Below are 13,811 nucleotides of genomic sequence, written 5' to 3'. Positions count from 1 at the left end.
CCTGATCCGGAATGTCACCGCGCCCTCCCCGGGTCGGCCCGCCTGACCGAGATCCTGGGGGCCGTCGGCCCCGCGACGGCCAGCGCCGCCCGGTGGCCGTCCGGCACCGGCAGATCGAGTACCGACCAGGCGCCCCGCAATTGCCCGGACGGATCGCGGACGACACCGTCCGCGCCGCACACCGCCAGGCCCAGGCCCTGGACGAGGCGTCCGCCGGCGGCCTTGACCACGGCTTCCTTGCGGGTCCACAGCCGCAGGAACCGTCCGGCGCGTTCCGTGGGCCCGGCGGCCTCGGCCACGAAGCGGGCCTCGGACGCGGGGAAGAAGCGCTCGGCGAGCGGCTCGACCGGCAGGCCCGGCCGCAGCCGATCCACATCGACCCCGACCTCGTCGTACCGGGTCACCGCCACCAGAGCGAGATCACCGGAGTGGGACAGGTTGAACCGCAGATCGGAGCCGCCCGCGAGCCGTGGTTTGCCATGCCGTCCGCGCCGCAGACGCACCTCCTCCGGAGGGACGTCGAGACGGTCCGCCAGGATCAGCCGCAGTGCCGCGTGCGCGACGACGAAGCGTCTGCGGTCGGCCGCGAAACGGCAGCGACCGCCGCGCTCGGCCTCACACGGCGACAGCAGACCGGCCAGCGCCGCCACCGTGGCCGGCGACCCGTCCAGCGGCACCGTCCAGACGTCCACCTCGGGCTCGGGCTCGGGCTTTGGCTCTGGCTTCGGCTCGGGCTCGGGCTCGTCCGGTCGAGGGCGGTCCGACGCGGCGCCGCTCATAGGGGCGCCACCCGGTCCGCGTCCGGGTGGCGGGCCACCACCACGAGGCCGGTGTCGGTCACGGCGGAGTCAGTCACGGTGGAGACCGCCCTGGACCAGGCCGCTGAACAGGTTGAGCTTCTGGATGTTGCCGGTGCCCTCCATGAACTCCACGCCCCGGGCGTCCCGCGCGAGCTTGTCCAGCAGGGGGTGGTCCAGCCGGGCTCCGGGGCCGAAGAAGCCGAGCGCCGCGAGTGTCGCCTCCTCGGCGAGACGCGACGCGCGGGCCTTCGCCGCCGACGCCAGGTAACCGGCCGACGGGTCCTTGTCGTCCACGGCGATCGCCGACCTCCAGACGAGCTGCCGGAGCGCCGTCAGACGCAGACCGAGACGGTCGAGTCGGCCGCGCTCGACCGCGCTCGGGGTGCGCCGGTTCTCCAGGACGTACTCGTACGCGGCCCGCGCGATGCCCAGGCCGACCGCGGCGACGCCGGGGCGGAGGCGGTTGAGCCCCTGCACCGCGCTCCACATGCCCCGCTGGGTGGGCCGCAGATGTCTGCCGAGCACCTGGTCGGCGGGCACCCGCACGTCGTCGAGGGTGACGGCGGCGAGGCGCAGACCGCGCAGCCCGATGGTCTCCAGGGTGTCGGCGGCGAACCCGGCGGCCGAGGTCTCGACGAGGACCGCGGTCACACCGAGCGGCCCCGGCCGGGTGCGGGCGAAGACGACGCCCAGGTCGGCGCGGGCCGCGTTGCCGATGTGGTGCTTGGCCCCCCGGAGCACGAAGTGCCGGTCGCCGTCCGGGGTGAGCGTGGTGTCCATGGCCCCCGCGTCCGAGCCGCGGTCCGGCTCGGTCAGCGCGAAGAAGGTCCACGTGGGCTTCTCCATGATCCGGCGGTAGAACCACGCCCTCTGCCGCTCGTCGCCCAGGACGTCGACCAGCACGCCCGCCATCAGCGGTCCCGGCGACGCCAGCAGCATGCCGGTGTCGCCGACCGCCGCCTCCTCGGCGACGACGACCCGCTCCAGGGTCCCGGTCCCGTAGAAGCGATGCCCGTCGACGACCACCGGGTCGGGATTGAACTCGGGCGGTACCGTCATCCTCGACAGGTACGACACGAGCGCCGCGTCCAGATGGCGGTGGACGGCGTCCGGGTCCCGGTCGAGTTCCAGCGCGAAAGGCCTGAGTTCCCCCGCCCACGCGCGGGCCCGGCGCTGAATCGCGCGGGTCCTGTCGTCCAGCTCGATCATGCCGCTCCCCCGTGCTCCCCGGCGTGGGCCGGACCGAAGTAGACGTCGGCGATCAGCTCCGACACCCGGGCGGCCTGGCCGGGCCCGTCCGTCAGGAAGCTCATGGCACCGAGCAGCCGCAGCAGCATCCGGTCGGTCTCGGTGATCTGGGCGTTCAGGCCGGCGAGGACGCCGTCGTCGAGGTCGCCCGGCGTGGCGCCGGACAGCATGGTCTCGATCTCCAACTGCTCCATCACCGCCTCCGCGACACCGCCCTTGACCAACTGCTGGTGGAGCAGCTTCGCGCCGCCGGCGGTCCGGCCCCCGAGATGGGCGAGCACTGCGTCGAGCAGCCGCTCCGAGAGACCGAGCCGCAGACAGGTCAGGCCCAACACCCATGCCTCAGAAGGGGACTTGGGCTCACCCGGTGGTTCGGCCCGGCTCCGCCACGCGACGACGGTGCCGCCCTCCACCCTCAGGGTCGTCACGGCACCCCCGGACCCGGTACCCCCGGACCCGGCACCGCCGGCTTCGGCACCGGTGACACCGGCGGGCGCCACCACGTGCCCGCCCGGGCCACGGGGCGGCGCGCCGTCGCAGACGGTCTCGCACAGCAGGGTCAGCGCCGGGACGAGGCCGTCGTGGCGGGCGGTCCGCCGGTACCCGGGCCATGCGTTGCCGTCGGCGGCCGTACGGCCCGTCATGTGCCCTCCTCGACGTCCAGGGTGCTGACGCACAGGTAACGCAGCGTGCTGTCGTAGTCGGCGACGACCAGACGGCGCGGCCCGGACTCCGCGAACTCGGGGAGTACGTCGGCCAGGGCCGACCAGGGGCCGGTGCAGGGGCGGCCCGGCGGCGCGGGACGCACGTCGAAGCCCGGCCCGAACGGTTCGGCGCCGAGGCCCTCGCCGGTGACGAGGGTGACGGGCCGGCCGGGAGCGCCGCCGGCCGGCTCGTTCAGCAGCGCGTCGAGCGTCACGCGGACCTCGTCCGGTGCGACGCCCGCGAGTTGCCGTGTCACCGGCTCGCCCGCGCGGCCCTCCAGACCGAGGAGCAGCGCCACCGCGCAGTCCTCCCGCGGCACGTCACGGGCCCCCGTGGTGTCGTACGGGAAGGTCCGCTGATCGAGCAGGACCACCAGGGCGTGCCGGAAGGCGTCGGCGTCGGCGTACTCCGAGACCAGCCGCAGGGCCGTGAACGCGGCGGCGGTCCCCTGGTCCGAGAGGGTGAAGGCCAGCGGGTCGCCGGGCAGCACATCGGCCAGACGGCAGGACAGGGAGCGGCGCGGATCGGCGTCCGGGGCGGTGTGGGCCACGAGCACCAGGTCCAGGGGGGCCTTGGGCGGGGGAAGGTCGGCGAGCAGTTCCTCGGCCATCTCGACGAAGGTGTTGCGCGTGCCCCGCTCCAGGACCTCCGGGCGGAACTCCACCGGGTACGGGCGTACGAGGTCGGCCTGCATCCGGGCCAGGCTCGGCCCCACCGGATCGGGCAGGAAGGGCCGGCCGGCGGAGAAGGTCCTGCTGACCAGCCGCGACAGGCGCAGCGGTGCCCGCCGGGCGGGCGCGGGCGCGCCTGTCGCGCCGACAGTGCCGACAGCGCCGACCGCACCGGGAGACGTGGTGAGATACATCGGCGGTCAGGCCCCTCCCTGCTCGGCCACCCGCTCGGCCGCCTGTTCGTCGGCCTGTTCCCGGACGAACGCGGCCAGCGTCCCCACGGTCTCGAAGTGGTGCTGTTCGAGGAGGTCGGTGTCGAACTCCATCCCGATCTCCTCCTCGATCGTCATCAACAGCGCGAGCACGGTCGTGGAATCCAGGCCGAGTTCGTCGAACAGCCGGCTGTTCTCACCGATCGTGGCGGCGTCGACCCGCATCGACTCGGCGAGCGAGCCGGTGATCGTGGCGACGGCCCGGCCGTACAGGTCGGTGGTGCGGACGTCCGGTGTGCGGTGTTCCATCGTCGGCCTCTCGCATTCCTGGGGTTCAGTGGGAAACATCGGTCTCGTGGTCCGCGGCCGGGTCGAAGAGCCGCTGCCGTCGCAGGAGGTCGTCGGGGTGGTCCCGTTCCCGGACCAGGTGGCACCGCCCCTCGTGGACCAGCACCTCGGCCGGGTGGCCGTGGCCGAGGAACAGGCCCGGCGAGGCGGTCGGGCCGTAGGCGCCGGAGCGGTGCACGCCGATCAGGTCGCCGGGCCGGACCGGGGGCAGCGGGACCTTCCGGCCGATCGTGTCGCCCGGGGTGCACAGCGGCCCGGTGACGTTCCACTCCTCGGCCGGCGGCTCGTCGAGCCGGTTGAGCACGGCCATCGGGAAGTTGCGCTTGACGAACGAGCCGATGCCCACGGCCGCCATGTGGTGGTGGGTGCCGCCGTCGGCGACCGCGAAACGCTCCCCCATCGAGGTCTTGGTGTAGCGGACGCCCATCACATAGGTGCCGGCCTCGGCGGTGAGATAGCGGCCCAGCTCCATGATCAGCCGGGTGTCGGGGTGCCGGGCCGTGAAGGCGTCGATGACGGGGTTGAGCCTGTCGGTCAGCGCCTCGGCGTCAAGGTCGCTCTCGCCGTCGAAGTAGGCGACGCCCAGACCGCCGCCCACGTCGACCATCCGCGGGTCGACGTCGAACGCGGCCGACAGCCGCTCGGCCAGATCGAGGATGCGCGCGGTGTTCTCGACGATGACGTCCTCATGGAGGATCCGTGTGCCCATGTACACCTGCACCCCCATCAGATCGACACCGGGGAACCGTTTCGCCAGGTCGGTCCGGGCGGCCAGGTCGAACAGCTCCTCCTCGTCGATGCCGAACTGGCGCGGCTTGCCGCCCATCGCCAGCGCGGCGCGTCTGACCGAGAAGCGCGGGTTGACGCGCAGCGCGACCGGCGCCCGCACACCCCGGTCCCGGGCCAGCTCGTCCACCAGGGCCACCTCGGGAAGGGACTCGCAGACGACGGCGTGGATCCCGCTGTCCAGGCAGGCGGCCAGCTCCTCGCGGCTCTTGCCCGGGCCGAGGAAGATCACCTGTTCCGGCGGCACACCGGCCCGCAGCGCGGTCGTCAGTTCCACCAGGGACGAGACCTCGGCCCCCGCGCCGAACGAGTGCAGCAGCGCGCAGACCGAGATGTTCGGGTTGGCCTTGAGCGAGTAGAAGATCTCCATGGCCGGGTGCAGCCGGTCACGCAGCCCGTGGAACCGGTCCCGCAGCACGGCCCCGTCGTAGACGAAGAGCGGGGTGCCGTACCGGCGGGCCAGCTCCGACACCCGTACGCCCTGCACCTGGAACTCAGCGGTCATCCTCGGTCCTCTCTCCTGGTGCTCCCGGCGAGGGCGGCCAGTCCGCGGCCGACCTCGTCGTCCAGGGCCGCCGTGCGGTCCGCCGAGTCGGCGACGACGATCCCGTGCAGACGCCCGTCGAACTCCGTCCCCGGGGCCCGCTCTCCGGGCGGCGCGGCGGCGTTGACGGTGGCGTAGTTGTTGATCAGCAGGCCGGTGCCCCGGGCGGGGTCGAACAGCAGGTCCGCCAGGGCGCGGCGGAGCGCCCCGAACGGCAGCGGCGCGCCGAGCCGCACCGGGTACCGGCGCACCAGCGCCGAGCGTCCGGAGCCGATGAAGGCCTCCTGGACCGCCGCCTGGTAGGTGGACATGTTGTGGCGCGCGTTGATCTCCACGACCGGGTAGAGGCCTCCGTCGGGATCGATCATCGCGTCGACGCCGACGACCCCGAAGTAGCCGTCACCGGCCAGCCGTACGCCCAACCGCCGTGACACCTCGGCCAGTTCGGCGGTCTGCCGCCCGGTGAGCCGTGCCGGCATCCGGTGGCCCAGATGCACCCCGCCCTCGGTCAGGGCCTCCTTGACGAAGTCGACGTGCACACCGCCGTCCCGGGCCAGGGTGAACTGGTAGTTGAGGTCGGCGCGCTTGGCCACCCACTCCTCCAGCACCAGGCCGACCCGGTCGTCCCCGGCCTTCCGCGCCCGGCCGCGGATCATGCGGTGCAGCCGGTCCAGGCGGCGTTCGTCCGCGACCACCTCGATGCCCTTGCCCGAGACCCCGAAGGCGTCCTTGAGGACGACCCGGCGGCCGTCGGCGAGCAGCGGCCGGGCGGCCTCGACCGCCGCGTCCAGTTCGGCCAGGCTCGCGCAGGTCCAGCCGCGGGTCTGCCGGATGCCCAGCTCGTCCGCCAGCCGCCGGCTGTAGATCTTGCTGTTGACCGCCTTGCAGACCGCGGCGGACGGGGCGGCCAGCGCGATCCCGGCCCGTTCGGCGAGCCGCTCCTCCAGTTCGCCGACCCCGTGCGCGGCGAGGACATCGCCCCGCGCGCCGAGCCTGCCCAGCTCGCGCAGCACCGCCGGGTCCTCCAGCGCGTCCTGGGTGACGGTGCGGCCCGGGTCCTGGCGCTCCACCACGAGCATCCCCGGCAGGTCGAAGCCGAGTTCCTCCAGATGGCTCAGATGGCCGGCGTCGGGTTCGCCCTTCAGCACGACGTGGTCGCCCTTGCCCGCGAGCAGCAGCGCGAACTCGTCCATCCGGTTGACGATGACGTTGCCCGGGCCGAACGACAGCCTCGGCAGCCCCACTTCGCCGCGGGCCCACTGGTCCTCGACCTCGAAGTTGCCGAGGAACACCAGCCGCGCGTCGGAGGTCCCGGTCAGGGCCGCCTTCAGCCGGCCGGTGAAACTCCCGGTCACCACGTCACCACGCCCAAGTCCCCTTCATCCACGCACCTTTCACCCGTGCACCTGTCACCCGTGCTCCGTTCATCCGTGCTCCGTTCATCCGTGCTCCGTTCATCCGTGCTCCTTCAGTGCTCGAAGAGCATCGCCGAGAAGGTCGAGCCGAGGCCGACCGTGGCGAGCAGATAGCGGTCCCCACGGCGCAGCCGGCCGCGATCGAGGGCGGTCCGGTAGTTGATGAAGGGATCCGCGCAGAAGCAGTGCCCGGTGACCGGCACGTTGTCCAGGAAGACGCGCTCCAGCGGGAGTTCGAGACGCCGGGCGAGCCGCGTCCACGACAGCCGGTTGACGTTGTGCGGGAAGACCATGGCGATGTCGTCCGTCCCGAGGCCGGCCTTCGCCACGGCCGCCAGCATGACCTCGGCCAGGGCCTCGGTGTAGATCTGCTGGAACTCGCCCGCCAGTTCGTCGTCCAGCGACTGGCACTCGTAGTAACGGCCGTGCGTGCGGGCGGCGTAGCTCAGCATCCGGTCCCGGTCGTCGCGGATCCCGACGAGGACAGCGGCTGCGGCCTCGCCGGTGGCGGCCGTACCCGGCACCGCCTGTGCGGCCAGGGTGAAGGTCTTCTCACCGGTGAGGACCAGCGCCAGCGCGTCCGGATCACCGTCGCTGGCCAGCAGTTTGCCGACCAGGTCCACCGCCAGCAGCCCCGAGGCGCAGGCGTGGTGGGTCACCGCGAACGCCGTGGCGTGCCCGAGCCCGAGCGCGTCGCGCACCTCGTGCACGGGGTTGACCGGATGGGGGACGACCACCGGCATGGTCCGCGCCTGGACGACGTACCGCACCCGTTCCTCCGCACCGCGGAGCCCGTCGAGCCGGCCCGCGGCGGCCAGCAGCAGATCGGTGAGCGTGCCGCCGGGCTCACGGCGGACCTCGGCCAGGCCGTAGTAGCGCCGGTACACCTTCATCTCCACGGCGCTGATGCCCAGTTCGCCGCCCAGCTCCTCGATGGGTATCCGTTCCGACGGCAGGTGGGCCGCCACCTCCTCCAGCGAGGTCATCGGCTCTCCCCCGACGGGGGCGCCTGGGCGAGGATCTCCTCCAGGTGCCGCGCCAGCGCGTCGATCGTCGGGTGGTCCCAGGCCACGGTCGGCTCCAGGACCAGCCCGAGGTGGTCCTCGATGTCGCCGCACAGGACCAGCGCGTAGACCGAGTCGAGGCCGTACGCCGTCAGCGAGGCGGTGGTGGTGATGTCGGCGACGTCGCGTTGCGCGTAGTGGGCGACCCGGGCGCGCAGCCAGCTCCGCAGCTCGGTGTCCGACGCGGCCGACGGGGCGGGTTCGGGGGTGTTCATGCCGTGCTCCTTGTCCTCAATGGCGGCGCCCTCCGGGCAGGCTCCGGTTCGACAGGCTGAAGCCACGGCGGTCGCGGTGCCGGGAGAGGACCTCCGCCGACAGCCGTTCGGTGAGGTGCCGGGGACGCTGCCCGGGGTCGCGGCCCACCCGTTCGGCGATCCGTCCCAGTGCCGCGACCGCCCAGCGGGGGTCGCCGAGGAACGCTTCGTGCCGCTCCCGGTTGTGGAGCCAGACGTTCACACAGGCGGTCGCCGCGAGCACCGCCGCGTACCGCGCCGCCAGCCGCAGCGCCTCGGGCCGGGCGGCGACGGTGAGATCCCCGGGGGCCAGTTCGGCGCACGCGCGTCGTACGGCGGTCTGCTCGTCCGCCATGACGCGCACCGAGCGGCGCAGCTCGCCGTCCAGGTCGCGGGAGGCGAGGGCCGCGGTGAGCGAGGCGCTGAGGCGGTCGCGCCCGCCCGAGCCGATCGACAGCCGCTCGAAGGGCAGCGGCGGCAGGTCCGCGCCGAGGCGGAACACCCCGGCGGGCGGCTGGGTGTCGTCCAGCCATCCCTTGCGGGCCAGCCGGGGCAGTTGCGGGAGCACCGTGCTGAGGCAGGCCACGCGCGCGGTGTGGCCGAAGCCCGCCGGCGCCAGGTCGCGCAGCTGCTTCTGGAAGATCCCGTAGCCGCCGTCCCGGATGTAGAACTGGGCGCCCAGCACCCGCGACAGCGCGTCCATGGCGTCCCTGAGGAGGGTGGCGACGAAGTACTTGGCGGCCGAGGCGTACAGACTGCTCTCGCCGGGGAGCAGATGCACCGAGCGGGCGGTCACGGTGGCCAGGCAGTCGCAGATCAGCAGGTCGGTGAAGGCGTCGGCGAGGATCGAGCCGATGTACGGCATCCCGGCCAGCGGCCGCCCGTACAGGACGCGTTCGTCCGCGAAGCGGGCGGTGACGTCGAGGCCGGTCTCCAGGATGCCCGCGCTCATCGCCGGCAGCGCGACGCGGGTGACCTGGAAGGAGCGCAGCGCCGTCTCCATGCCGAGGCCGGGCGCCCCGAGCACCGCGTCCGCCGGGATCGGGCAGTCCCGGAACTCCAGCCCGCCGAGCCGGACCCCGCGCATCCCCGCGCTGGGGAAGCGCGGCAGCTGGACCGGCGCGCCCTCGGGGAGGTCCGCCTGCTCGACGAACAGCTGCGAGTGACTCCGGCTGCCCGGAGCGGTCGAGGTGCGCGCGAAGAGCACCATGGCCTCGGCGCGCCCGGCGTTGGCGATCACTTCCTTGCGCCCGTCGAGCCGCAGCCGGCCGTCGTCGCCGGGCAGCGCCGTGAACGCGGCCCGCGCGAAGTCGTTGCCGTGCGCCAGCTCGTGGTAGCCGGAGACGGCCCGGCCGCCCGCCAGCAGCACCTCGGCCATCCGCCGGCGCTGCCGGGCGTCGCCCGCGGTCCAGACGTTGACGGCGGGGATCAGACTGGCGGCTCCGTACCCCAGTCCCAGGCAGGGGTCGCGGCGGAAGACCGCCCGCAGCACCTCGACGAGGTGGTCGAGCCGGGTCAGCCGCCCACCCAGTTCGGGCGGGACGAACTCGGCGTTCAGCCCGTAGCCGTCCAGCAGCCGCTCGCCCGCGGTGAGCATCTCGCCCGCCTCGTCGGCCGCCAGCACCGCGGCGTGGCCGGTCGGATTGCCCGGATCCCAGGGGTCGCCGAACCGGCGTTCGAGGTCGGCGAGGGCAGCCGCCGCGGAGTGGTCGTCGATGGCGGCATCGCGGGCGTCACGGGTGTCGCGGGCGTCGTTCGCCCCGGTCCTGTCGGTCACGGTATGGCCGCCGAGGTCGGAGGGGCGGCGGGGCGGCCGGCCGCGCGGGCGTCGAGGAGCCGGTCGAACACCTCGTCGTCGGCGTCGGCCGGCCGGCCCGGCGGACGCACCGACCGCAGTACGTGGGTGAGGACCGCCTCCAGCCACAACGGGTCCCCGCCGGACGCGCGGTTGTGCAGCCACACCCGCAGGGCGGCGGCACCCGCGAAGCAGTGCTCGTAGCGGCGCGCCAGCGCGAAGGCCTCCGGCGGTACGTCCTGGGAGGCGGGCGGGAGCAGCGCCAGCTCGCGGTGGAGCCGGTCGCAGCCGTCGGCCAGTTCCTCGGCGAGTTCGGCCACGCGTGCGGGCACCTGGCCCGTGGACGCCAGCGCACGTACGTCACCGCTCGCGGCACGCAGGCTCTGGGTGAAGCCGCAGCCGCCGCGCGCCAGCAGGCTCAGCCGGTCGAGCCGGGCCGGGGGCGGCGGGACCGACAGATCGGCGGTACGGCGGACGGCCTCCTCGTCGGCGGTGCCCTCCCGGTGGCCTCGGGCCAGCAACGGGAAGTGGTTGATCAGGACGTGCTGGTTGACGAAGGTGCTCCCGTCGAAGACACCGACCACCCGGTGGTCGCGCTCCAGCTTCTGGAACGCGCCGTGCTCGTGGACCCCGGCGAGGAACGCGCGGGCCCCCAGCAACTCCCCGCAGGCGGCGATCAGTTCGTCGACGCGCGTGGGGACGTACGACTTGGCCACCGCGGAGATGACGGCCATCTCCTGCGGCAGGGTATGCACGCTGCGCGCCGCGAGCACGCTGACGATCTCGGCGGCGTGGAGCGCCGCGTACGCCTCCCCGAGCACCCGGCGTACGTGCGGCAGTTCGATCAGCCGGCGGCCGTACAGCTCGCGCCGCGCGGCGAACTCCTCGGCCAGCCGCACCGCCTGGTCGGCGGCGCCCAGCGACAGGGCCGTCACGGCGGTCCGGGTGAGCTGCAGCGCCTTGAGGACGATCTCCAGCCCGGCGCCCTCCTCGCCGATCAGCGCGTCGGCCGGGAACGGGCAGTCGTCCAGCGCGATCCCGCTGATGTCGGCGCCCCGGATGCCGTGGGTGGGCACCTTGGGCAGGGTCCGCCAGCGGTCCGCCGGGAGCCGCCGTTTGTCGGCCAGCAGCAGGCTGAAGCCGCGCGGCCCGCCCTCGGGCCGGGTGCGCACGAGCAGGCAGAGCAGTGGGGCGCGGGTGGCGTTGTTGACCGGCCACTTCTCGCCGTGCACCCGGAAGCCGACGGGGGCGGTGGACCCGCCGGGGGCGGTGGTCCCGCCGGGGGCGGTGGTCCCGCCGGGGGCGGCGACGTGGGTCGGGGCGGCGGGGTCGGCCGGGGCAGCGGGGTCGCCAAGGGCAGCGGACACGCCGACGACGGCGACGTCGGCCGGATCAGCCGGGGCGGCAAAGTCGGCCGGGGCAGCGGGGTCGGCCGGGGCAGCGAGGTCGCCAAGGGCAGTGGACACGCCGACGACGGCGACGTCGGTCGGGGCGGCGGGGTCGCCGGGGGCGCGGGGCGCGCCGGGCTCCGGTGTCGCGGTCATCTCGCCGGCGAGCAGGTCGCTGCCGTGGCCGGGCTCGGTCAGGCCCCACGCGACCGGCGTCCCGGCGACGATGTCGGCGCCGAGGTCGCGCGCCTGCTCCGGGCTGCCCGCCAGCCAGACGCAGACACCTCCGAGGAACGTCTTGCCGTGCGCGATGGCGACCGTCAGGTCGCGGCGCGCCACCGCCCGCAGCGCCGCGACGAGTTCGTCGTAGCGGGTCAGCGCCCCGCCGAACTCGGCCGGCACATACAGGCGCGGCAGCCCCGTCCGGTCGAGCTCCCGGCAGCCGTCTTCGGGGAACCGCTCGGCGCGGTCCAGTTCGGCGCCGCGGGCGAAGGAGAGGGGCGCCGCAGGGTCGGCGGGGTCACCGAGCGCCCGGTCGAAGCCGTCGAGGTCGACCCGGCCGGTGTCGATCAGCGGGCCGGGCGCCGTCACGAGGCGTCACCGCCCTCCGCACCGCTCTTCGGGCCGCCACCCTCCGTATCGCCGCCCTCCGTGCCGTCGCCCAGCCGGGCGCGCACCGCCCGCGACAGTTCCGCGTACAGGATCGGAAGCTCGCCGCCGAGGAGCCGGTGGCGCAGCAGCCGGCGCTGGATCTTGCCGCTGGTGGTGCGTGCCACCGTGCCGGGCGGCACGAGCACGACGTTGTGGGCGGGCACCCCGACCTCCCGGGTGAGCCGGTCGCGGACGCTCGCGGCGACGCGGGGCAGCTCGTCCGGCGCGAGGCGGTCGGCCCGGCACTCGCGGACGATCACGACCTCCTCCTCGGGCACCGGGACCGAGAAGGCCGCCCCGACGCCGCGTTCCAGCGCCGGGTGGGCCGCCCGCGTCGCCGCCTCCAGGTCCTGCGGGTAGAGGTTGCGGCCCCGGATGATGATCAACTCCTTGGTGCGGCCCGTGACATACAGCTCGCCCTCGTGCAGGACCCCGAGGTCCCCGGTGCGCAGGAAGCCGCTCTCCCCGTCGGGCGTGACGGCGCCGAAGACGCGCCGGGTCTCCGCCGGGCGCCCCCAGTAGCCCCGGGCGACGTTCGGGCCGCGTACCCAGATCTCGCCGACCCGGCCGTCCGGCAGGGTCCGGCCCACGTCGGCGTCGACGATGCGGACGTCGAGGTGCTCGGCCGGGCCGCTGCTGACGACGCGGTGCGCGGGGGCGCCGGGGGCCGGGGGCAGCAGCTCGCCGCGTTCGAACGCGGCGGGGTCCACCTCGGTGATCACGGCACGGCGGGCGGGCCGGTCACCGGAGACGACCAGGGTCGTCTCGGCCATGCCGTAGCCGGGGAGCATCGCCTCCGGCCGCAGCCCGGCGGCGGCGAACCGCCGGGTGAACGCCTCGACGGTGGCGGCCTGGACGGGCTCCGCGCCGTTCACCGCGCACCGCCAGCGCGAGAGGTCCAGCCGGGCCAGCTCCTCGTCGGTGATCCGCTGGAGGCACAGGTCGTAGGCGAAGTTCGGGGCGGGGGAGAAGTCGATGCCGTGCCGGTCGATCAGGGTCAGCCAGGTGTGCGGGCGCTTGAGGAAGGCCGTCGGCGGCATCAGCACACTGCGACCGCCGAGGACGAGTGGCGTGAGCAGCAGCCCGATCAGCCCGAAGTCGTGGTAGAGCGGCAGCCAGCCGCCCACCGGTCCTTCGGCGCTCAGGCCCGCGATCTTCGCCAGGATCTCGGCGTTGGCCAGCAGGTTGGCGTGGTCGACCATGACGCCCTTGGGGTCGGCGGTCGACCCCGAGGTGTACTGGAGGAAGGCCAGGGCGTGCGGGTCGGCCGGCGGCGACGGCCACGGGTTCGCCGCGGGCGACCCGTCCACGAGGCCTTCGCCGTTCGCGCCGTCCACAACGCTTTGGGCGGAGTGCGGGGCGAGCACGGTCATGTCCCGCAGGCCCTGCTCCCCGGCCCAGGACCTGAGCGCCTCCAGGTCCGTCACGTCGGTCAGGGCGCCGGCCGCTCCCGCGTCCCGGGCGATCGCGGCGAGCCGGTCGGCCTGCCGCCGCTGACGGCCGTCGGGCGGCGGCGCGGGCACCGGGACCATGCCCGCGTACATGCACCCCAGCAGGGACTGCGCGAACCCCGGCCCGGAGGGATGCAGCACCAGCAGCCGGTCGCCGACGGAGAACCGGTCCCGCAACAGCGCGGCGACCCGGCGGGCGGCCCGGTCGAGTTCCCCGTACGTCATGGTCTCGTCGGCCTCGGCGCGGAGCGGGTCCCCGCTGAAGACCAGGGCGGTCCGGTCACCGTGCTCGGCCGCCCTCACACACATCAGTTCGACGAAACTCCTGTGCCTGCGCATGCGGTGTCGGCCTCCATCGACGGGACGGTCTCCCTCGGCGGGACGGTCTCCCTGGGCGGGACGGTCTCCCTGGGCGGGACTGTCGGGTGACCGAGCGTCACCCGGGGAGCGACCGAATCCGTAAGCCACCGACGGGCGCACGGTCCGCGCCGGCATCCGGC

Annotated in this window: 12 protein-coding genes; all 12 read right to left on the bottom strand. The window is 74.2% G+C overall.

The features are described 5' to 3' along the window. Positions 1–14: 14 nt before the first annotated feature. The 12 genes from J8M51_RS34835 to J8M51_RS34780 all read right to left on the bottom strand — a co-directional run bounded on the left by J8M51_RS34835 (position 15) and on the right by J8M51_RS34780 (position 13,650). Complete coding sequence (locus tag J8M51_RS34835; protein ID WP_086755361.1) at positions 15–779, bottom strand: 4'-phosphopantetheinyl transferase family protein; 765 nt, start codon at positions 777–779, stop codon at positions 15–17. Between the two features lie 69 nt (positions 780–848). Beyond that, positions 849–2,009, bottom strand: coding sequence for an acyl-CoA dehydrogenase family protein (locus tag J8M51_RS34830; RefSeq protein WP_086755362.1), 1,161 nt, complete (start codon positions 2,007–2,009; stop codon positions 849–851). Beyond that, complete coding sequence (locus J8M51_RS34825) at positions 2,006–2,692, bottom strand: hypothetical protein (protein WP_086755363.1); 687 nt, start codon at positions 2,690–2,692, stop codon at positions 2,006–2,008. The genes J8M51_RS34830 and J8M51_RS34825 overlap by 4 nt, the downstream gene beginning before the upstream one ends. Further along, positions 2,689–3,618 (bottom strand): beta-ketoacyl-[acyl-carrier-protein] synthase family protein, encoded by a 930-nt coding sequence (locus J8M51_RS34820; protein ID WP_086755364.1) that lies wholly within the window; start codon positions 3,616–3,618, stop codon positions 2,689–2,691. The genes J8M51_RS34825 and J8M51_RS34820 overlap by 4 nt, the downstream gene beginning before the upstream one ends. 6 nt (positions 3,619–3,624) lie before the next feature. Next, positions 3,625–3,945 (bottom strand): acyl carrier protein, encoded by a 321-nt coding sequence (locus tag J8M51_RS34815; RefSeq protein WP_086755365.1) that lies wholly within the window; start codon positions 3,943–3,945, stop codon positions 3,625–3,627. A 25-nt stretch (positions 3,946–3,970) separates the two neighbouring features. After that, positions 3,971–5,275, bottom strand: coding sequence for a type III PLP-dependent enzyme (locus J8M51_RS34810; RefSeq protein WP_086755366.1), 1,305 nt, complete (start codon positions 5,273–5,275; stop codon positions 3,971–3,973). Continuing rightward, complete coding sequence (locus tag J8M51_RS34805) at positions 5,272–6,669, bottom strand: preATP grasp domain-containing protein (protein ID WP_086755369.1); 1,398 nt, start codon at positions 6,667–6,669, stop codon at positions 5,272–5,274. Before J8M51_RS34805 ends, J8M51_RS34810 begins: the two co-directional genes overlap by 4 nt. Positions 6,670–6,782: 113 nt before the next feature. Further along, positions 6,783–7,715: a 3-oxoacyl-[acyl-carrier-protein] synthase III C-terminal domain-containing protein gene (locus J8M51_RS34800; protein WP_086755367.1), complete on the bottom strand. Its 933-nt coding sequence runs from the start codon at positions 7,713–7,715 to the stop codon at positions 6,783–6,785. After that, the gene (locus J8M51_RS34795; RefSeq protein WP_086755368.1) at positions 7,712–8,008 is read right to left on the bottom strand and encodes an acyl carrier protein; all 297 of its coding nucleotides are present in this window, start codon (positions 8,006–8,008) and stop codon (positions 7,712–7,714) included. The genes J8M51_RS34800 and J8M51_RS34795 overlap by 4 nt, the downstream gene beginning before the upstream one ends. A 16-nt stretch (positions 8,009–8,024) precedes the next feature. Next, positions 8,025–9,803: an acyl-CoA dehydrogenase gene (locus J8M51_RS34790; protein ID WP_256964463.1), complete on the bottom strand. Its 1,779-nt coding sequence runs from the start codon at positions 9,801–9,803 to the stop codon at positions 8,025–8,027. Further along, positions 9,800–11,800, bottom strand: a complete 2,001-nt coding sequence (locus tag J8M51_RS34785; protein WP_267299755.1) for an acyl-CoA dehydrogenase family protein — start codon at positions 11,798–11,800, stop codon at positions 9,800–9,802. The genes J8M51_RS34790 and J8M51_RS34785 overlap by 4 nt, the downstream gene beginning before the upstream one ends. Beyond that, positions 11,797–13,650 carry a fatty acyl-AMP ligase gene (locus tag J8M51_RS34780; protein WP_267299754.1) on the bottom strand — a complete coding sequence of 618 codons (1,854 nt, stop codon included), beginning with the start codon at positions 13,648–13,650 and terminating at the stop codon, positions 11,797–11,799. Before J8M51_RS34780 ends, J8M51_RS34785 begins: the two co-directional genes overlap by 4 nt. Between the last annotated feature and the right edge of the window lie 161 nt (positions 13,651–13,811).

Source organism: Streptomyces griseiscabiei (assembly GCF_020010925.1).
In the GTDB taxonomy this organism is placed as follows: domain Bacteria; phylum Actinomycetota; class Actinomycetes; order Streptomycetales; family Streptomycetaceae; genus Streptomyces; species Streptomyces griseiscabiei.
This window is presented reverse-complemented; position numbering and strand designations above follow the sequence as displayed.